The 19,606-nt window shown below is 46.5% G+C and carries 16 protein-coding genes and 1 tRNA gene; 16 read left to right on the top strand and 1 reads right to left on the bottom strand.

The window, feature by feature from the left end; genetic code table 11:
- The first annotated feature begins 2 nt into the window (after positions 1-2).
- The 16 genes from nuoF to truB all read left to right on the top strand — a co-directional run bounded on the left by nuoF (position 3) and on the right by truB (position 17,936).
- Positions 3-1,301, top strand: a complete 1,299-nt coding sequence (nuoF, locus tag B5D50_RS03140; RefSeq protein ID WP_078921113.1) for an NADH-quinone oxidoreductase subunit NuoF — start codon at positions 3-5, stop codon at positions 1,299-1,301.
- Positions 1,298-3,655 (top strand): NADH-quinone oxidoreductase subunit NuoG, encoded by a 2,358-nt coding sequence (gene nuoG, locus B5D50_RS03135; RefSeq protein WP_143594229.1) that lies wholly within the window; start codon positions 1,298-1,300, stop codon positions 3,653-3,655. Before nuoF ends, nuoG begins: the two co-directional genes overlap by 4 nt.
- 3 nt (positions 3,656-3,658) lie before the next feature.
- A complete protein-coding gene (gene nuoH / locus B5D50_RS20010) occupies positions 3,659-4,723 on the top strand; it encodes an NADH-quinone oxidoreductase subunit NuoH (protein ID WP_143594228.1) in 1,065 nt (354 codons plus the stop codon).
- Between the two features lie 10 nt (positions 4,724-4,733).
- Positions 4,734-5,240, top strand: a complete 507-nt coding sequence (gene nuoI / locus B5D50_RS03130; protein WP_078921112.1) for an NADH-quinone oxidoreductase subunit NuoI — start codon at positions 4,734-4,736, stop codon at positions 5,238-5,240.
- Positions 5,241-5,255: 15 nt separating this feature from the next.
- A complete protein-coding gene (locus B5D50_RS03125) occupies positions 5,256-5,855 on the top strand; it encodes an NADH-quinone oxidoreductase subunit J (protein ID WP_078921111.1) in 600 nt (199 codons plus the stop codon).
- Positions 5,856-5,883: 28 nt separating this feature from the next.
- Entirely contained in the window at positions 5,884-6,189 is a 306-nt protein-coding gene (gene nuoK, locus B5D50_RS03120; protein WP_078921110.1) for an NADH-quinone oxidoreductase subunit NuoK, read from the top strand.
- 2 nt (positions 6,190-6,191) lie between these two features.
- Complete coding sequence (nuoL, locus tag B5D50_RS03115) at positions 6,192-8,216, top strand: NADH-quinone oxidoreductase subunit L (RefSeq protein WP_078921109.1); 2,025 nt, start codon at positions 6,192-6,194, stop codon at positions 8,214-8,216.
- Positions 8,217-8,248: 32 nt separating this feature from the next.
- Positions 8,249-9,802 carry a complex I subunit 4 family protein gene (locus B5D50_RS03110; protein WP_078921108.1) on the top strand — a complete coding sequence of 518 codons (1,554 nt, stop codon included), beginning with the start codon at positions 8,249-8,251 and terminating at the stop codon, positions 9,800-9,802.
- Positions 9,799-11,250, top strand: a complete 1,452-nt coding sequence (nuoN, locus tag B5D50_RS03105; RefSeq protein ID WP_078921107.1) for an NADH-quinone oxidoreductase subunit NuoN — start codon at positions 9,799-9,801, stop codon at positions 11,248-11,250. Before B5D50_RS03110 ends, nuoN begins: the two co-directional genes overlap by 4 nt.
- Positions 11,247-11,537: a DUF2818 family protein gene (locus B5D50_RS03100; protein WP_078921106.1), complete on the top strand. Its 291-nt coding sequence runs from the start codon at positions 11,247-11,249 to the stop codon at positions 11,535-11,537. Before nuoN ends, B5D50_RS03100 begins: the two co-directional genes overlap by 4 nt.
- Before the next feature lie 71 nt (positions 11,538-11,608).
- Positions 11,609-11,685, top strand: a tRNA-Met gene (locus tag B5D50_RS03095).
- Between the two features lie 64 nt (positions 11,686-11,749).
- On the top strand, positions 11,750-12,238 hold the full coding sequence (gene rimP / locus B5D50_RS03090) for a ribosome maturation factor RimP (protein ID WP_078921105.1): 489 nt from the start codon (positions 11,750-11,752) through the stop codon (positions 12,236-12,238).
- Positions 12,235-13,719 carry a transcription termination factor NusA gene (gene nusA, locus B5D50_RS03085; RefSeq protein WP_078921104.1) on the top strand — a complete coding sequence of 495 codons (1,485 nt, stop codon included), beginning with the start codon at positions 12,235-12,237 and terminating at the stop codon, positions 13,717-13,719. The genes rimP and nusA overlap by 4 nt, the downstream gene beginning before the upstream one ends.
- A gap of 19 nt (positions 13,720-13,738) precedes the next feature.
- A complete protein-coding gene (infB, locus tag B5D50_RS03080; protein WP_078921103.1) occupies positions 13,739-16,579 on the top strand; it encodes a translation initiation factor IF-2 in 2,841 nt (946 codons plus the stop codon).
- Entirely contained in the window at positions 16,579-17,013 is a 435-nt protein-coding gene (gene rbfA / locus B5D50_RS03075; RefSeq protein WP_078921102.1) for a 30S ribosome-binding factor RbfA, read from the top strand. Before infB ends, rbfA begins: the two co-directional genes overlap by 1 nt.
- 14 nt (positions 17,014-17,027) lie before the next feature.
- Complete coding sequence (truB, locus tag B5D50_RS03070; RefSeq protein WP_078921101.1) at positions 17,028-17,936, top strand: tRNA pseudouridine(55) synthase TruB; 909 nt, start codon at positions 17,028-17,030, stop codon at positions 17,934-17,936.
- A 42-nt stretch (positions 17,937-17,978) separates the two neighbouring features.
- On the opposite strand, the gene nadB is transcribed toward truB, so the two are convergent.
- Complete coding sequence (gene nadB / locus B5D50_RS03065; RefSeq protein WP_078921100.1) at positions 17,979-19,586, bottom strand: L-aspartate oxidase; 1,608 nt, start codon at positions 19,584-19,586, stop codon at positions 17,979-17,981.
- Positions 19,587-19,606: the final 20 nt, after the last annotated feature.

Below are 19,606 nucleotides of genomic sequence, written 5' to 3'. Positions count from 1 at the left end.
ACATGGCCAATCAAGTTTGTTTTAATACTCGTCAGTTTGGTGATCAGTCACATACGTATGAAAACTATCTGAAGATTGGCGGTTATGCGGCTTGGAAAAGCATCTTAACCAAGCAGACACCTCAAACTGAAGTGATTGATGAGATTAAAAAATCAGGTTTGCGGGGGCGTGGTGGAGCAGGCTTTCCGACTGGGATGAAATGGAGTTTCATGCCTCGTACTATGCCGGGGCAGAAGTATTTAGTCTGTAATGGGGATGAATCAGAACCAGGGACTTGTAAAGATCGCGATATTCTGCGGTTTAATCCTCATGCTTTAGTCGAAGGGATGGCGATTGGTGCTTATTGCATTGGTGCAACCGTCGCTTATAACTATATGCGTGGCGAGTTTATGGATGAGCCATTCCAACGTTTTGAGCAGGCTGTACGTGAAGCTTATGCGGCGGGCTTATTAGGCAAAAATATCCTCGGAACGGGTATTGATGTGGATATTTACGGTTCACTAGGAGCAGGGGCTTATATTTGCGGTGAAGAAACCGCTTTATTGGAGTCCTTGGAAGGTAAAAAGGGTCAACCCCGTTTCAAACCGCCATTTCCAGCTAGTTTTGGCTTATACGGCCGCCCAACGACTATTAATAATGTCGAAACTCTGTCTTCAGTCCCCACAATTTTGCGCCAAGGTGGGGATTGGTTCTCTAGCTTAGGTGTAAAGAATGCAGGCGGTGAAAAGCTATTTTCAGTGTCTGGGCATGTGAATCGTCCGGGGAATTTTGAAATTGGTTTAGGGACACCGTTCCGTGAGTTACTGGACATGGCTGGAGGGGTACGCAAAGGGCATAGGCTGAAAGCGGTGATCCCCGGTGGTTCTTCAGTCCCCGTCGTCCCTGCGGAAACGATGCTTGAGCTGACGATGGACTATGATTCGATCTCTAAAGCCGGGTCTATGCTCGGTTCAGGTGCGGTGATTGTGATGGACGAAACTACAGATATGGTGAAAGTACTGCAGCGTCTGTCACGCTTTTATCATTTTGAATCCTGCGGTCAGTGTACACCTTGCCGTGAAGGAACCGGTTGGTTGTATCGAATGCTCACACGCATGCTGGCAGGTAAAGGGACGATGGCCGATATTGAGCGTCTTGAAGCGGTGTCTCATAAGATTGAAGGCCGTACCATTTGCGCTTTAGGTGATGCAGCGGCGATGCCAGTCTGGAGTTTTATCAAGCATTTTCGTCCTGAGTTTGAACATTATGTGCGCTATGGGCGCAGTATGGTGGATGCTCCTGCCATTAAGGGGGCCGCATGAGTGAGGACTTCGTTAGCTTTGAGGTGAATGGTCAAACCTTACAAGCTCGTCCCGGTAGTATGCTAATTGCGGCTACAGATGCCGCAGGCATTACTGTGCCACGGTTTTGCTATCATAAAAAACTATCGGTCGCCGCGAATTGTCGGATGTGCTTAGTGGAGGTTGAGCGCGCTCCAAAGCCATTACCTGCTTGTGCCACGCCGATTGTTGCTGGTATGAAGGTTTGGACTCACTCGGCTAAGGCACGAGCGGCTCAGCAAGATGTGATGGAGTTTTTGTTGATCAATCATCCCTTAGATTGCCCTATCTGTGATCAAGGTGGTGAGTGTGAGCTACAGGATTTATCGCTTGGTTTCGGCAACAGCTCCTCTGAATATGTCGAAATCAAGCGGGTAGTGCGTGATAAAGATCTTGGCCCGTTGATTGAAACCGCCATGACTCGCTGTATTCACTGTACCCGCTGTGTACGCTTTGGGGAAGAAATTGCCGGGATGCGAGAGTTAGGGGCAACAGGGCGTAGTCAATACACTGAAATCGGTACTTATGTCGCAAAAACAGTCAGCTCAGAGCTATCAGGTAATGTCATTGATGTTTGTCCGGTAGGTGCTTTAACCGCGAAGCCCTCACGCTACACGGCGCGTCCTTGGGAAATGCGTGCTTATGACAGTATTGCTCCGCATGACTGCGTAGGTTCGAATCTGCATGTGCATACAGCTCGTGGCAAAGTGGTGCGGGTGGTGCCACGTGAAAATGAGGCGATTAATGAGTGCTGGATTTCTGATCGTGATCGTTTCAGTTATGAAGGCCTAAAAAGTCAAGAGCGTTTGCTTAAGCCCCAAATTAAGCGGGATGGACATTGGAAAGAAGTGAGTTGGCAGGAAGCGTTAGATAACGTTTCAGGTATTTTGCGTAAGCAGCTATCTTTTAATGTGGCTGCTCTGGCTGGACCTAGCTCTAGCGCCGAAGAGTTTTTCCTGTTTCAGAAGCTGATGCGCGGCCTCAATATCACTAATATTGATCATCGCTTACGCCAAGTCGATTTTAGTGATCAAGCAGTCGCCCCCATTGCGCCAAGCTTAGGTATGAGCTTGGTTGAATTAGAACAGCAACAAGCTATTTTCTTGATTGGTGCTTATCCACGCCATGATCAACCGCTGCTGAATCATCGTATTCGTAAAGCGAGTTTGGCAGGCGCTAAAATTTTGGCTTTAAATCCGCGTCAGTTTGCTTTCAATTATGATCTGGTTCAAATAGTTGCCACGCCGCTGGCGATGGTGGATGAACTGGCGGTGCTAGTGAAAGCCAGCTTAGAGGCTGCCGATCTTGCTATCCCACAGGTCGTTGCCGAGTTACTCGCAAATGTGCAAGTCACTGAAACTGCCCGTGCGCAATTAGAACAGTTGAAAGCCGAAAGAGCACTGATTTTGCTGGGGCAGATAGCAATTCAGCATCCTGCCTTCTCAAGTTTACGTACCTTAGCAAGTTTATTAGCACAGGCTACTGGTGCAAAACTGGGTTATTTGCCTGAGGCCAATAGTATGGCTGCTCATCTGGCCGGAGTGTTGCCGCATCGTCGGATAGCAGGTGGGGCAGTCACGAATGAGGGTTTGACGGTCAGTGGTGCATTGACTGATAAAAATATTAGTACTTTAGTGTTGATGAATGCTGAGCTAGATGATTTTGCCAGCCCTCAACAAGCGTTGAAGGCTTTCCGTGCGGCTAAGCATGTGATTGTGTTTGCGCCGTTTGCAGATACTTTAGCGCGTGATTATGCCACTATCTTATTGCCAACCAGTACTTTCGTAGAAACTGCAGGTAGTTTCATTAATGCTGAAGGGGTTTGGCAATCCTTTCAAGGCGTGGTGACGCCACCGGGTGAGGCACGGCCGCTATGGAAAGTCTTGCGGGTCTTAGGCAATGCATTAAATCTACCCGATTTCGATTATCTCGATACGAATGAAATACTGGCGGAGCTTAAGCTTAATTTGCAAGCCGTTAAGCTCAGTACTCTAGGGACTTTGCCTACCCGTTTAAGTCTGCCTAAACCAGTGGCTCATACCATGCAGCGCATTGGTGAAGTGGCGATGTATCGCACGGATGCTTTAGTCAGACGCGCTAAAGCCTTGCAAGCGATGACAGGTTCGCCAGTGGTACGGATGCATCCTCTGGATATGGATCACTTAGGGATCAGTGCAAAAGATTTAGTGCGTTTAGGGCAAGGGGATAGTTATGTCCAATTACCCGCAGAAATGGATGAAGCCATCCCCGTAGGTTGTGTAGGTGTGCAATCTGGCACCGAAGCAGCGCGAGCTTTAGGGGCTGCCTTTGGTTCAATCATGGTCGATAAGGGTTAAGCGATGGAGTTTTTTAGCTCAATTTGGTATGCCTTCCCTGAAGCTCTACGCACGGTGATCGTCATTCTGCTGCAAATTGTTGCAGTGGTGATTCCCTTGATTCTAGTGGTGGCCTATACCACTTACGCAGAGCGTAAAGTGATCGGCTTTATGCAAGGACGGCTTGGACCAAATCGAGTCGGCCCACGAGGCTTATTGCAGCCATTTGCTGATACCTTCAAGCTGCTGTTAAAAGAAGTCATTATTCCGACGAGTTCAGATCGCTATTTATTTTTATTAGCCCCCATTCTAGCTTTAGCCCCTGCTTTTGCGGCATGGGTGGTGATCCCGTTCTCAGAAAATATGGTGCTAGCGGATATTAATGCCGGTCTTTTATTCGTGTTAGCGCTATCTTCGTTAGGTGTGTATGGGATTATTATTGCTGGTTGGGCTTCTAATTCTAAATACTCGATGCTGAGTGCGATGCGAATTGGTGCACAGATGATTTCTTATGAGATTGCCATGGGTTTCGCCTTAGGCGGTGTGCTCATGGCCGCGAATAGCTTGAATTTGAATGATATTGTCCGTGCACAATCAGGTAGCGTGTTTTCTTGGTTTGTATGGCCCTTGTTTGGTTTATTTATCGTTTATTTTATTTCTGGGGTTGCAGAAACGAATCGCGCTCCTTTTGACGTGGCAGAAGGCGAATCAGAAATTGTCGCAGGTTTTCATGTTGAGTATTCAGGAATTGCTTTCGCTTTATTCTTTTTAGCGGAATACGCGAATATGATCATGATCTCAGCTCTGACCTCGATTATGTTTTTAGGGGGCTGGTTATCGCCTTTCCAAGGTTTGGATTTCTTAACCAGTCTACCTGTACTGGGTGTGATTTTTGGTAATGGTATTCATTGGTTAGGGCTAAAAGTTGCGTTCTTCTTATTACTGTATCTCTGGTTTCGGGCAACGTTTCCACGTTATCGCTATGACCAAATTATGCGCTTGGGCTGGAAAGTATTGATTCCAGTCACTTTCGTTTGGATTTTCTTTGAAATTATTGCTGTCGCCTTTGGCTGGCAGCCTTGGCTGTAAGGAGTCTGTCATGGGTATGCCTTTAAAAGACAGCTTAAAACATTACTGGAAGACCTTTTCTCTCGGTGAGTTATTGAAAGGCATGCGTGTCACTGGCAAGTATTTGGTTGAACGCAATAAAATCACCATTCAATACCCTGAAGAGAAAACACCTTTATCGCCGCGTTTTCGGGGGCATCATGCTTTGCGGCGTTATCCCAATGGTGAAGAGCGCTGTATTGCTTGCAAATTATGTGAAGCCGTTTGCCCCGCTTTGGCTATTAAAATTGAGTTAGAAGAGCGCCCCGATGGAACCAGGCGTACCACGCGCTATGACATTGATATGTTTAAATGTATTTATTGTGGCTTCTGCGAGGAGGCTTGCCCCGTGGATGCGATTGTGGAAACGAGTTTGTTCGAATACCACTTTGAGCAAAGGGGTGAGAACATTATTAATAAGCAAAAGCTTTTAGCGATCGGTGATCGGTATGAGCCTGAAATCGCCCGTATGAAAGCGGCTGATGCCCCTTACCGCTAACGGAGTGAGTAGCTAATGTTTGAGCAGATTCTGTTTTATTGGTTTACCGCAGTGTTGCTATTCGCTGCTGTGGGTGTGGTGACCTTGCGTAATCCGGTTTATGCCGCCTTAAGTTTAATTCTGGCCTTTTTCACGATGACGGCGCTGTGGTTGTTAATGGAGGCCGAGTTTTTAGCGATTGTTTTGATTCTGGTCTATGTGGGTGCTGTGATGGTGCTCTTTTTATTCGTGATTATGATGCTCGACTTAAAATCAGTAGGGCGTGAGGGTTTTATTCGCTATTTACCGATCGGTTTAGGGGTAGCAGTAATGGTCGCTTTGGAAATGATTATGGTCTTACAGCGCTCAAATTTCGCCAGTGAGCGTTATACACCACCTGCCGCTGCTGCTGATTTTAATAATCCCGAAGCCCTTGGCGAATTGCTGTATACCCATTATTTGTATCCCTTCGAAATTGCCGCCGTAATTTTATTAGTGGCGGTGATCGCCGCGATTTTGCTGACTTTGCGCAAACGTGATGCCGGTGATCAAGCGGCTAAGACTCAAGATATTGAGCGGCAAGTGCGGGTGAAATCGGAAGATCGGGTGCGTTTAGTCAAGATGAAGAGTGAATAGTCATGCACAGTCACGGGAGTCGTTGATAATGATAAGTTTGACCCATTACTTGATTGTGTCAGCCTTGCTGTTCGCGATTAGTGTTGCTGGTATTTTTCTGAATCGAAAGAATATTTTGATTCTACTGATGTGTATTGAGTTATTGCTGTTGGCAGTGAACTTAAATTTTGTGGCCTTTTCACATTATTTGAATAATCTAGATGGGCAGGTTTTTGTCTTTTTCATCTTAACAGTTGCAGCGGCAGAGTCTGCGATTGGTTTGGCTATTTTGGTGACTATTTTCCGAAATCGACGCACGATTAATGTCGATGACCTACACAGTTTGAAGGGGTAGTTATGGGCTTGATGCTATTACTCATTGTGCTTGCCCCGCTATTTGCTTCGATCTTGGTGGGGGTATTTGGGCATAAGCTTGGTAAAGTAAGGTCACATTACCTGACGACAGGTTCAGTGGCTCTAGCATTTTTATTATCGCTTTGGGTATTCAAAGTTGTTGCTCTGGACGGCACAATTATTAATGAGAATATCTATGTCTGGGCAGAAGTTGACAGCATCAAAATGCAGTTTGGTTTCTTAATTGATAATCTGTCTGTATTGATGATGCTAGTGGTGACCTTCGTATCTTTAATGGTGCATATTTATACCATTGGCTATATGCATGAAGATCCGGGCTATACGCGCTTTTTTAGCTATATTTCCTTGTTCACCTTTGCCATGCTGCTATTGGTGATGAGTAATAATTTCCTTCAGCTTTTCTTTGGCTGGGAATTAGTGGGTTTGGTTTCTTATTTGTTGATCGGGTTTTGGTATACCAAAGAAACGGCAGCGCATGCGAGTATGAAAGCCTTTATCGTTAATCGAGTTGGTGATTTTGGCTTTATTCTAGGGATTGCGGTCATTCTGATTTATGCGAACTCATTGGATTATATTCAGGTCTTTGATCGGCTTGAGGTATCGGTTGTCGGTGGTAAGGGTGATTTACCTTTAGATCCTGTGACGCAAGCTTTAGGTTTAAGCCACCAAGATTTAATTGCTTTATTATTATTTATTGGTGCGATGGGTAAATCCGCGCAAGTGCCTTTACATGTATGGCTTCCTGATTCAATGGAAGGCCCTACACCGATTTCTGCGTTGATTCATGCGGCAACGATGGTGACAGCTGGCATTTTCTTGGTGGCGCGGGTGTCACCGATTTATGAGCAGTCGGATATTGTTTTGAATTTTATTTTGGTGATCGGTGCAACCACAGCGTTCTTTATGGGCTTGATTGCGATTGTCCAAACCGATATTAAGCGGGTCGTTGCTTATTCCACTTTGTCGCAGTTAGGTTATATGACAGTGGCCTTAGGCGCATCGGCCTATTCAGCCGCCATTTTTCATTTAATGACTCATGCTTTTTTCAAAGCCTTATTATTCTTGGCAGCAGGCTCGGTGATTGTAGCCATGCATCATGAGCAGGATATGCGCAAGATGGGCGGGTTGCGGCGGCATCTACCCATTACCTATTGGACTGCAGTGATTGGGGCTTTGGCTTTATGCGGTATTCCGGTCTTTTCAGGCTTTTTCTCGAAAGATGTGATTATTGAAGCAGTGCATCATTCATCGTTGTCAGCGTCTGGTTATGCTTATTTCATGGTGCTACTGGGGGTCTTAGTCACGGCCTTCTATACCTTCCGCATGATTTTTATGGTGTTTCATGGTGATGAACGCATGGATGATCAGACCTTATTGCATCTTAAAGAATCACCGAAAGTGATTACGATACCTTTAATTTTGTTGGCGATTCCAACCGTGCTCGCAGGGTTCTTAATTGGACCTTTAGTGATGGGGGATTTTTTCTCACAAGTTTTATTGCCTGCACATAATGTCGGTGAAGGCATGCGAGATGTGACGACGATAATGGTCGCTGAGCGGCATCCGGCTTTGGCTTTGGTGCGTGAGGGCTACCACGGTGTCTTGAGTTTCATTGGGCATGGTTTGTTATCTTTACCTTTTTGGTTAGCCTTGGCGGGGATCGCTTTAGCGTGGTGGGTTTATATTAAGGATGACAGTGTGGCGGATAAAGCCTATGACACCTTCCCTTGGCTCTATCGTTTATTGGATAACAAATATTATGCCGATAGCTTTAATCAAAAGTTTTTCGCAAAGGGTGCTGTGTATTTAGGCACGAGCTTATGGAGTTTTGTGGATCGGCTATTAATTGATGGCCTGATCGTCAATGGTTTAGGGCGAGTGACGGCTTGGAGCGCTGGTTGGGCAAGGCGAGTGCAAACGGGTTATCTCTATCATTACGCCTTTGCAATGGTTCTAGGCTTAGCCTTAATGCTGGGCTGGATTTTGTTAGCCTTAAGATCAGTTTAGGGTTGGCGGAAAATAATGCGAGATAGTGATTTATGATGGAATGGCCAATCCTTAGTTTTCTGCTGTGGTTGCCCATCATGGGCGGGTTTGGGGTGCTCATCGTGGGTGATCGCTACGGTGCACGTCAAGCTGCTTTATTGGTGGCTACGCTCAGTTTTTTAATCAGTTTACCGCTGTACTTTGTCTATGACTCTGCAGCAGGCACCATGCAGTTTACGGAAACTTTCCGCTGGATTGATGCGCTAGGTGTGCATGTCAATTATGACTTAGGCGTGGATGGCGTTTCGATTGCACTGATTTTGTTGAATACCTTTATGACGCTATTGGTGTTGGTAGCGGCTTGGGATTCAGTCAAAGAGCGGATTGCACAATACATGGCGGCCTTCTTAATCATGGAAGGTTTAGTCAATGGCGTGTTTATGGCACGAGATGCTTTGCTATTCTATGTTTTTTTCGAAGGGATGTTGATCCCCTTATTCTTGATTTTAGGAGTCTGGGGGGGGGCACAGCGGATTCATGCAACGATTAAATACTTTATTTATACCTTTGCGGGTTCGGTATTTTTATTAGTCAGCTTAGTTTATCTGTATACGCAAACCGAGCAGGGGAGCTTTTTTCTACCCGATCTTTATGCTTTAACTAATCTGAGTGAATCGGCGCAATTACTGATTTTCTTATCATTCTTAGTGGCTTTCGGCGTGAAGGTACCCTTATGGCCGTTACATACTTGGTTGCCGGAAGCCTATGCTCAAGCGCCAACCGGTGGTTCGGTCATGTTGGCGGCGATTAGCGTTAAAGTAGGGGGGTATGCATTTTATCGTTTAGCCCTGCCGATTGTGCCCGAAGCTGCCCATGATTGGGCTTTATTAGTGGTTATTTTGTCCTTAGTTGCCATTGTTTATATGAGTTTGATTGCGTTGGTGCAAACCAATTTAAAGAAATTGATCGCTTACTCTTCGGTCGCACACATGGGTTTTGTAACTTTGGGTTTATTTCTGGTTTTTAAGCTCCAAGGTTTAGCATTTGCCGATGCAGCGGTCAGCGGGAGTGTGTTGGCAGTACAAGGTGCGATGGTGCAGATGATCTCGCATGGCTTTGTGGCAGGTGGGTTATTCCTTGCAGTGGGGATGTTGGCTGAGCGCCTACAGAGTACTGAAATCAGTGCTTACAGCGGTATTACGAGTCGGATGCCCGTATTTGCGGCTTTCTTTATGTTGTTTGCAATGGCTAATGTGGGCTTACCGGGTACCTCGGGTTTTGTCGGTGAGTTTTTTGTGATTTTAGCGAGTGCTAAAGCGCATTTTTGGGTCGCTTCAATTGCAGCGACGATTTTAATCTTGGGTGCGGCTTATACCTTATGGGCGGTCAAACGGGTGCTCTTTGGGGAAGTGAATAGTAGCGAGCTGAATCAGTTACAAGATATTAATCGGCGTGAATTTGTGATCCTCGGTGTCTTAGGCTTGGCCATTTTAGTCTTAGGTTGGTGGCCTGAGCCACTCATTCGACTCATGGAAGGCTCGATTCGAGAGTGGATGATGATGGTGTCGCCATCAGACCTGATGCCTGCTATGAAGGGGAATTCATGATGGCCGCCTTTGAAATTGCTCGTCCAGAAATCTTCTTATTAGCAGCGCTGTGTGTGGTGCTATTGCTGGATCTGTTTTTAGGTAAAGAATCCCGAGTGATTACGTATTTAGCCACTCAAGCTTCTTTACTGACCACTCTTTTATTAGTGTATAGCTCTTTCTTTAATCGCGCAGATAAAACCCTAGGCCTTGATGGCATGTATATGGTTGATGAAATGGCAGGCGTGCTGAAAATTAGTATTTTGCTCATTTCTATGTTGGCTTTTGCGTGTGCGCGTAAATATCTACGTGATCAAGATATGTGGCAGAGCGAGTTTTTTGTACTCGGCATGACAGCTATCTTAGGTATGCTGATTATGGTCTCTGGCTATCATTTATTAGTGCTGTATTTGGGTCTAGAGCTACTGTCGTTGTCCATGTATGCCTTAGTTGCGATGCGGCGTGATGATGCGCAGGCCACCGAGGCGGCTATTAAGTATTTTGTGCTGGGTGCCGTGGCTTCAGGTTTCTTACTGTATGGTATGTCGGTGCTGTATGGTTTGAGTGGCAGTTTAGAGTTGAATACTTTGCGTGAGTATTTTTCAAGTCAAGCTGATGTTTCGACTAATTTGCTATTGATGTTTGCACTCACCTTTATCGTGGCAGGCTTAGCATTCAAACTCGGTGTTGTCCCCTTCCATATGTGGTTACCTGATGTGTATCAAGGTACACCAACCGCAGTGACTCTATTTTTAAGCAGTGCACCGAAGATTGCAGCCTTTGCTATCGTGATCCGCTTGATGGTCGAGGCCTTAGAACCAGCTCAAGCGGCATGGTCGCAGATGTTTATGCTGTTAGCTTTGCTCTCGATTGCCTTAGGTAATTTGCTTGCCCTAGTACAAAATAATCTGAAGCGTTTATTTGCTTATTCAGCGATAGCTCATATGGGATTCATGCTAATGGGGATCGTGATGACTACCCATACCGGCTATAGCGCTGCTATGTTTTATATTTTACTCTATGCCTTGATGTCAGCAGGTGCGTTTGCGATGCTGATTTTGTTAGGGCGCAAAGGGTATGAAGTGGTGCACTTAGAGGACTTAAAAGGCTTGAGTCGTCGGCATCCGTGGTTTGCCTTGATGTTTCTATTGATTTTATTCTCAATGGCGGGTATTCCACCTACTGCTGGGTTCTATGCAAAGTTTGCGATTATTGAAGCGGTGGTCGAGGCTAAGTTTGTTTGGGCAGCGGTCTTTATGGTGGTGATGTCGGTGATTGGTGCGTTCTACTATCTACGCATAATTAAAATCATGTACTTTGATCAACCTAATGAGCAAGTCCCGATTGAAGCTGACATGGATATTCGTGTATTAGTGAGTGTCAATGGCTTATTAATGGTCCTCCTAGGGATTTTCCCCGGTATCTTGATGAGTATTTGTGATTTAGCCTTAAGCGCGAGTCGGTTATGAGTTTGCAGTCGGTTCAATGGATTTATTTAGCCGTAGCGATTGGCTTGGCTAATTTGCCTTGGTTGAGTGAGCGCTGCTTTCTTATCCTGCATTGTACGAAAAAATCAGCTTGGGTGCGCTTACTGGAGTGGTTGGTTTTATACTTTGTCGTGGGTGGCCTAGGTTATTTACTAGAGCAGCGGATTATGGGTAGCAATCACTCTCAAGACTGGGAGTTTTATGCGGTTACCTCCGCTCTGTTCATGGTGTTTGCTTTCCCCGGTTTTGTGTATCGTTATATTCGTTAAAACTATTTGGGTTTTTTTTAAATTATCACTTGCATCCTCAGCCCAAAGTCTCTATAGTTCACAACCTCTGATGCGGGGTGGAGCAGTCTGGCAGCTCGTCGGGCTCATAACCCGAAGGTCGTAGGTTCAAATCCTGCCCCCGCTACCAAATATATAAGAAGCCCCTTTAAGGGGCTTTTTTATTACCTCTTAAAATTGCTCTAACGGTTATTATGCAAGAACGTTTAAATGCGCTAATCCACACCACAGTCACAGGTCTTGGCTATGCCGTGTGGGGTTATGAATACCGCTCTTATGCGGAAAGTGCTTTATTGCGCATTTTTATTGACTCACCGAATGGTATTAACGTCGACGATTGTGGGCGAGTGAGTGCCCAAATCGGTGCGGCCTTAGATGTCGAAGATTTAATTCCAGTGGCTTATGTATTGGAAGTGTCTTCGCCCGGTGTGGATAGGGTTTTGTTCACACCCGAGCACTATCAGCGCTATATCGGCGAAAAACTCAAAGTTCGTACTCAATTACCGGTGCAATCCCGTCGCAATTTTGTGGGTGTTCTGAAAGAAGCTAATGCTGAGGCGATTACGCTAGAGCTAGAGGATGGGAGCTGCGAAATCCCGTATGCAGTCATTGATCGGGGTCGCTTAGTCTATGAGATGAAAACAACGCCTAAAAAAGGAAAAAGGAGCAGTGCACATTCATGAATAAAGAAATCCTCTACGTTGTTGATGCAGTTTCCAACGAAAAAAATGTTAGCAAAGGTTTAATTTTTGATGCCGTTGAAACTGCTTTAGCGATGGCCACTCGCAAGCGCTTTGGCATGCACATGGATGTTCGAGTAGCGGTTAACCGTAATACGGGTGATTATGATACGTATCGCCGTTGGTTAGTGGTGGATGACGAAGATCCTAATTTTGAAAGCCCCGAGCGGCAGATTTTATTAAGCTATGCACACAGTCGCGGTTTAGATGTAGAAGTCGGCGAATATATCGAGGAAAAGATTGAGTCAGTCGAGTTTGGACGTATTGCTGCCCAAACCGCTAAACAAGTGATTGTGGCTAAAGTACGAGAAGCCGAGCGTGAAAAACTAGTCTCTAGCTACCGGGATAAAGTTGGCCAGCTGATTATGGGTACGGTTAAGCGCGTGGATCGCAAAGGTGTTTTCTTAGATTTAGGCGACAATGCTGAAGCTTTAATTCCAAGAGAAGAGATGATTCCGCGTGAAATGGTGCATAATAGCGCGCGGATGCGTGGCTACTTGAAAGAGATTCGCCAAGAACAGCGTGGTCCACAAATTATTGTGAGCCGTAGCGATGTAAATTTCTTAATTGAATTGATGAAGCTCGAAGTTCCCGAAATCAATCAAGAAATGATTGATATTATGGGGGCAGCACGTGATCCGGGTTCACGGGCTAAAGTGGCTGTGCGTGCCAATCTACCGAATATTGATCCGGTCGGTGCTTGTGTTGGGATGCGGGGTTCACGGATTCAAACGGTCACTACGGAATTAAATGGTGAGCGGGTAGATATTGTTCTGTGGAATGAAGACATTGCCACTTATGTCATGAATGCGATGGCACCTGCAGAAGTCTTGTCGATTGTGGTCGATGAAGACAAGAAAACAATGGATATTGGGGTCGACAAAGATAAGTTGTCCCAAGCGATTGGTAAGGGTGGGCAGAATGTACGGTTAGCGAGTGAACTCACTGGCTGGACTTTGAATGTAATGAGTGTCGAAGAGGCTGAGGCAAAAACAGAAGCTGAGCAGCAAGCGATTCTCGAATTGTTTATTAGTCGTCTCGATGTGGATGAAGAGGTCGCCATTATCTTAGTAGAGGAAGGTTTCTCTACTTTAGAAGAGGTTGCTTATGTCCCCCGTGAAGAGTTTCTAGAAATTGAAGCTTTTGACGAAGAGATTGTGAATGAACTGCGGGAACGTGCTCGTACTGCTTTATTAACCGAAGCGATTGCTAAAGATACCCCGATTCCAGCAGATGATCTATTGACCATGAAAGGTATGGATAAAGAGCTAGCGTATAAGCTAGCGGAGATGGGTGTACGTACCATGGAAGATTTAGCCGAGCAATCGGTGGATGAATTATTAGAGATTGAGGGCATGGATAAAGATCGTGCTGCTCAATTGATCATGACTGCTCGAGAGCCTTGGTTTAGCGAGTCAGCGTAACTCAACAGGAGGACAATAAATGTCAGATATTCAGGTAAAAGCACTCGCCGCGATGGTGAAAGCTCCTGTTGATGTATTGATGCGGCAGCTAAAACGAGCAGGCATTGAGGTCAGCAGTCCAGAAGACAAGATTACTGATGCGCAAAAGCTCATGTTGCTAGAGCGTATTAAAAATGAAGCAAGCAGTGGACGAACTGAGACTGTGGATAACCGTAATGCAGGTGCAGGAAAAATTACTTTAAAACGAGCTACTCCCGGTGGAGCAGGTGGCAATGATCGTAAACCTCAAGGTGTTGAGGTGCGGCGTAAGAAAACGATTGGTCTACGTAACAGTGAGTCTGATGCGCAAGCGGATCGTGCGGCTGAGCAACGTGCTGAAACTTTGGCACGCCAAGCAGAGAATGATCGACGTGTCCGAGAAGCGGTGCTAGAAAAAGCCGAGCGTGAGCGGCGTGAATTAGAGCTACAGCGTATTCGTCGGCAGAAAGAAGCCAAAGAGGCAGTGGCTCAACCACCGCAACCACCACAGCCACCCGTGATGCCTGAAATTATCACTCCGGTTGAGCCAGTTGCTAAAACACCGGTCGTGCCTGAGGTTATCACTCCGGTTGAACCCGTCATGCCATCTGTCGCTGCGGTGGAACCTGAACTAGTCGCTGAACCACCAGCAGTCGAGCGGGTAGTGACACCTGCACCGATTAAAGCGGAAGCAACCGAGCCGGATACGGCTGCTACAGCAACTAAAGAAACTACCAATGTTTCGGGTTTAGAGCAGCGTCAATTAGTAGTTGATGCGGCACGTCAAGAAGCCTCCGATGCCTTGAAGCGGCGGCCTTCACGTGCTAAGCCTAAGCAGTCCTTAGCGCCTAAACAAGTGATTGGTTTGGAAGAGGAAGAGCCCGTTATCAATCCTCTGCCTGGTTTAGTCAGCACGGACGACGATGATACTAAGCGCGGCGAAAAGAAAAAAATTAAAACTCGGGGTCGTGAAAACGAGCGTGGTAATACCCCTGTTATTCAGCACAAAGGTAATAAGCGTAAACCAGGGCGTGCACCTGAGCGTGAGGTCAAGCATGGTTTCGAGAAGCCAACTGCACCGGTGATTCGTGAGATTGAAATTCCATCCACGATTATTGTGTCGGATCTTGCACAGAAATTGGCGATTCGTGCGACTGATATTATCAAGTCCATGATGAAAATGGGCATGATGGTCACGATCAATCAGTCGATTGATCAAGAGACCGCAATTTTAGTCGCTGAAGAGTTAGGCCATAAAGCGACGCCCATGCAGGTCATGGATGATGAGGCGATCTTAGCTTCAGTCTTAGGTGATAATAGCGATGTTGCCTTAGAAACACGTCCACCAGTCGTCACGATTATGGGGCATGTTGACCACGGTAAAACTTCTTTACTGGATTATATTCGTAAGACCCGAGTGGCTTCAGGTGAGGCTGGGGGTATTACTCAGCATATCGGTGCTTATCATGTGGATACCTCGCGGGGTACGGTCACCTTCTTAGATACGCCGGGTCATGCGGCCTTTACGAAAATGCGTGCTCGTGGTGCGCAAGTCACCGATATTGTGGTGCTAATTGTGGCTGCGGATGATGGGGTGATGCCTCAGACTAAAGAAGCGATTCAGCACGCTAAGGAAGCTAAAGTTCCGATGGTGGTGGCGATCAATAAGATTGATAAGTCACAAGCTGATGTGGATCGCGTTTTAAATGATCTTTCCCAAGTCGGCGTTTTGACCGAAGAATGGGGGGGTGATGTCCCCGTAGTACGTGTTTCAGCGAAAACTGGGGTCGGCATTGATGAGCTGTTAGAAACCATTTTATTAGTGGCTGAAGTTCAAGAGTTGACTGCACCCGTCGATGTCCCTGCCAAAGGTACAGTGATTGAAGCAAGTATCGAGCGTGGCCGTGGTGCGGTAGCTACGGTACTGATTCGTGAAGGTACTTTGCGCAAAGGCGATATTCTGCTCTGTGGTACGCAATACGGCCGTGTACGTGCTTTATTTGATGAAAATGGTCGTTCAGTTAAGGAAGCAGGGCCTTCAATTCCTGTGGCGGTCGTTGGTTTGTCATCCGCTCCTGAGGCGGGTGATGAGGCTTTTGTCGTCAGTGATGAGCGTAAGGTACGTGAAATCGCTGAATTACGGCAAGAAAAGCAACGTGATAGTCGGTTTGCAGCACAGAACACGGCTAAGTTGGACAATTTATTTAGCCAAATGCAAACCGGGGCACGTGCACAAATCAATTTATTGGTTAAAGCCGATGTACAGGGGAGCGTTGAAGCAATTCGCAGTGAATTGCTGAAATTGTCTACAGATGAAGTGGAAGTACGGATTATTTCCTCAGGCATCGGTGGAATGAATGAAAGTGATATTGACTTAGCAGCTGCTTCTAAAGCAATTGTGGTCGCCTTTAATGTGCGTGCTGATGCAGGGGCAAGGCGCTTAGCACAGGATAATGATGTTGAAATTCGGTATTACAGCATTATTTATGATGTGATTAATGATGTGCGTGCGGCCATGAGTGGTATGTTGTCACCGGAAACTCGAGAAGTGTTCTTAGGCTTGGCTGAGGTTCGCAATGTTTTCCGTGCCTCTGGTTTTGGCCAAGTAGCGGGTTGCTTAGTAGTGGAAGGTGTGGTTCGCCGTGGTAACCCGATTCGGGTGCTGCGTGATAATGTGGTTATTTTTGAGGGTGAGCTGGAGTCTTTACGGCGTCATCGTGATGATGTGAAAGAGGTTCAGGTCGGTACGGAGTGCGGTATTGCTGTGAAGGACTACAATGATGTCCGTGTGGGTGACCAAATTGAGGTCTTCGAGCATGTTCAAGTCGCACGGAGTATCTAATGCCTTCCCATTCACCTCGTCAAGGTTATTCGCGGAGTGACCGTGTTTCTGAACAGTTACAACGCGATTTAGCCCAGTTAGTGCGCGAGTTAAAAGACCCGCGCCTTGGTATGGTCACTTTGTTAGAAGTGGTCGTGTCTAAAGATTTGGCGCATGCCAAAGTATGGTTTGATATCTTAGATGTCGACCAGGCTAAGCAAGCTGAAGATATTCTCAATCATGCTGCAGGTTTTTTGCGGCATGAATTGGGGCGTGGTTTGAAACTGCGGGTAACGCCAGAACTTAAGTTTTTCTATGATGATACGCAACGTCGGGGCAATGAGTTGTCGGCGATCATTGATCAGGCTGTCGCGGCAGATCGGTTAAATCATACAGCTGATGAAGTTGATGAAGCGGCTGATCCATCTGCTGATCCTGAATCTGCTCTAAAGTAATCCAGTGAATCGACTTGGCGAAGCGCAATTTTCGTAAGCTGGATGGAATTTTATTGCTTGATAAGCCGTTTGGCCTATCGAGCAATAAAGCCTTGCAGGAGGCGCGCTTTCTGTTCGCTGCCGAAAAAGCAGGTCATACCGGTAGTTTAGATCCTTTAGCCAGTGGTATGTTGCCTATTTGCTTTGGAGAGGCGACCAAGGTCTCTGGCTTCTTGCTCGATGCAGATAAGCATTATCTGACGACAGCTCGCTTTGGTTATACCAGTAGTACCGGGGATGATGAGGGCGAAAAACGGCTCATTCATGCTGATCCCCAGCTCACGGCTGAAACAATCGAAGCGGCATTAGCTCAATTTCGCGGCGAAATTCAGCAAGTTCCTCCCATGTATTCCGCTTTAAAAAAAGATGGGCAGCCTTTATATAAACTGGCTCGTCAAGGACTAGAGATTGAGCGTCCTGCGCGGACTGTGCAGATTCATGAGCTGACTTTGCAAGCTTGCACGGCAGATAGCGCCAGTTTAGTCGTACATTGCAGTAAAGGTACTTATATTCGCAGCTTAGTTGAAGATCTAGGCAAGGTTTTAGGGGTAGGTGCTTATGTCACAATGCTTCGGCGTACTTGGGTTGCTCCCTTCATGGCTGAGCCGATGTATCGCTTAGCTGATTTACACAACCTCGCTCAGCAAGGCTCGCCTGCTTTAGATCAGCTGCTGTTGCCTTTAGATCATGCGCTGACACATTTCCCAGCGCTGAATTTAACTGCAGCTCAAGCACAGTTAATTCAGCAAGGGCAAAAGCTGCGTTTAGAGCTTAAGGCGGGTCTCTATCGCCTGTATAAGCAGACTGCCACCCACCTACTATTTATTGGGCTGGGTGAGCTTAATGATCAACAGTTAAAAGCTAAGCGTTTATTAGCCTACTAACAATTTTCCAGCCTTGTTGCTAGCGCAGTGATTTTTTCTTGTTCAACGATAGCAATAGTGCATGCTAATCGGGTCAAGGATCGTGGGCGTTTTTTCAAGCCGAGGATTCGGTTCTGGATAATCGAGCGTGTAATGTAAGCCCCGACTTTCTTTGCGGCTGAGCGCCGAGCGAATAATCAGCCAAGCCACTACGGCTAAATTACGTAATTCAATCAAATCACTGGTGATGCGAAAATGTGCATAGTATTCATTGATTTCGCTTAGTAACAATTCAATGCGATGTTGTGCACGTTGCAAGCGTTTAGTGGTACGGACGATGCCCACATAATCCCACATGAAGCGGCGAATTTCGTCCCAGTTATGTGAAACCACAACAAACTCATCGGAGTCAGTGACTCGACTTTCATCCCAAGCGGGTAGCTCAGGTAGGATCAGCTCTTCATCTAAGCGCTGAGCTATATCAGTACTGGCGGCTTGCCCAAAGACGATACATTCTAATAAAGAATTGCTTGCCATCCGATTAGCGCCATGTAAGCCCGTATAGGCTGCCTCACCAATGCAATAGAGGCCCTCTACATCGGTTTGACCCTGCAAATTCGTCAGTACACCGCCACAGGTATAATGAGCTGCTGGAACGACTGGAATCGGCTGTTTAGTCATATCATAGCCAAACTCTAAACAGGTGGCATAGACATTCGGGAAATGGCTTTTAATAAACTCAGCAGGTTTATGGCTAATATCCAGATAGACACAGGCAATCCCTAAGCGCTTCATCTCATGATCAATGGCTCGGGCAACAATATCCCGTGGTGCCAGTTCGGCTCGTGCATCGAATTTAGGCATAAAGCGCGTGCCATCCGGTAGCAATAAATGCCCCCCCTCACCACGGACGGCTTCGGTAATCAAATGCGATTTTGCATGGGGATGATAAAGGCAGGTAGGGTGAAACTGCATAAACTCCATATTTACGACACGACAACCGGCTCGCCAAGCCATCGCAATCCCATCGCCACTGGCACCATCAGGGTTACTGGTATATAAATAAACTTTGCTCGCACCTCCAGTCGCAATTACCGTAAAGCGTGCCTGCATCGGCTCAATGCTTTGATCTTGGCGATTATGTACATAAGCACCCACCACTCGATTACCTGCCATCCCTAGTTTGCGCGTAGTAATCAGATCAATCGCAATATGTTGCTCGAAGGTGGTGATATTTTCGCATTGGCGTAAGCGCTCGACTAGAGTCGTTTCTAAAGCATATCCACTGGCATCGGCTGCATGGGCTATTCGCCGATGACTATGCCCACCTTCACGGGTTAGATGTAAGGGTGAGTTTTTATCTTGATCATTTTCTCGAGTAAACGGTACACCCTCATCGAGCAACCAATTAATTGACTGCGCGCCATGCTCAACGGTAAAGCGTACTGCTTCTTCATCACACAGGCCTGCTCCTGCGTTGAGGGTGTCAGCGACATGTGCTTCCGTGCTATCGCGGACATCTAATACCGCAGAAATCCCACCTTGTGCGTAATACGTGCTACCTTCAGTAATAGCGCTTTTACTGAGTACGGCGACTTTACATGTTTTGGGCAAGTTTAAAGCGAGTGTTAGACCCGCCGCGCCACTGCCTATAATCAACACATCATACATAGTATGCGTTTATCCTTGTG

It is taken from the genome of Thiothrix eikelboomii (genome assembly GCF_900167255.1).
Classification (GTDB): Bacteria; Pseudomonadota; Gammaproteobacteria; order Thiotrichales; family Thiotrichaceae; genus Thiolinea; species Thiolinea eikelboomii.
Note: the sequence above shows the minus strand (reverse complement) of the source record. Positions and strands in the feature narration are given on the sequence as shown.

What these genes read in the sequence shown, in the direction of transcription:
- B5D50_RS03125 (WP_078921111.1), top strand. Translation starts at nt 5,256, where the DNA reads ATGTTTGAGCAGATTCTGTTTTATTGGTTTACCGCAGTGTTGCTATTC.
- rimP (WP_078921105.1), top strand. Translation starts at nt 11,750, where the DNA reads ATGCAAGAACGTTTAAATGCGCTAATCCACACCACAGTCACAGGTCTT.
- nusA (WP_078921104.1), top strand. Translation starts at nt 12,235, where the DNA reads ATGAATAAAGAAATCCTCTACGTTGTTGATGCAGTTTCCAACGAAAAA.
- nuoH (WP_143594228.1), top strand. Translation starts at nt 3,659, where the DNA reads ATGGAGTTTTTTAGCTCAATTTGGTATGCCTTCCCTGAAGCTCTACGC.
- nuoK (WP_078921110.1), top strand. Translation starts at nt 5,884, where the DNA reads ATGATAAGTTTGACCCATTACTTGATTGTGTCAGCCTTGCTGTTCGCG.
- infB (WP_078921103.1), top strand. Translation starts at nt 13,739, where the DNA reads ATGTCAGATATTCAGGTAAAAGCACTCGCCGCGATGGTGAAAGCTCCT.
- rbfA (WP_078921102.1), top strand. Translation starts at nt 16,579, where the DNA reads ATGCCTTCCCATTCACCTCGTCAAGGTTATTCGCGGAGTGACCGTGTT.
- nuoN (WP_078921107.1), top strand. Translation starts at nt 9,799, where the DNA reads ATGATGGCCGCCTTTGAAATTGCTCGTCCAGAAATCTTCTTATTAGCA.
- B5D50_RS03100 (WP_078921106.1), top strand. Translation starts at nt 11,247, where the DNA reads ATGAGTTTGCAGTCGGTTCAATGGATTTATTTAGCCGTAGCGATTGGC.
- nuoL (WP_078921109.1), top strand. Translation starts at nt 6,192, where the DNA reads ATGGGCTTGATGCTATTACTCATTGTGCTTGCCCCGCTATTTGCTTCG.
- nuoF (WP_078921113.1), top strand. Translation starts at nt 3, where the DNA reads ATGGCCAATCAAGTTTGTTTTAATACTCGTCAGTTTGGTGATCAGTCA.
- nadB (WP_078921100.1), bottom strand. Translation starts at nt 19,586, where the DNA reads ATGTATGATGTGTTGATTATAGGCAGTGGCGCGGCGGGTCTAACACTC.
- B5D50_RS03110 (WP_078921108.1), top strand. Translation starts at nt 8,249, where the DNA reads ATGATGGAATGGCCAATCCTTAGTTTTCTGCTGTGGTTGCCCATCATG.
- nuoG (WP_143594229.1), top strand. Translation starts at nt 1,298, where the DNA reads ATGAGTGAGGACTTCGTTAGCTTTGAGGTGAATGGTCAAACCTTACAA.
- nuoI (WP_078921112.1), top strand. Translation starts at nt 4,734, where the DNA reads ATGGGTATGCCTTTAAAAGACAGCTTAAAACATTACTGGAAGACCTTT.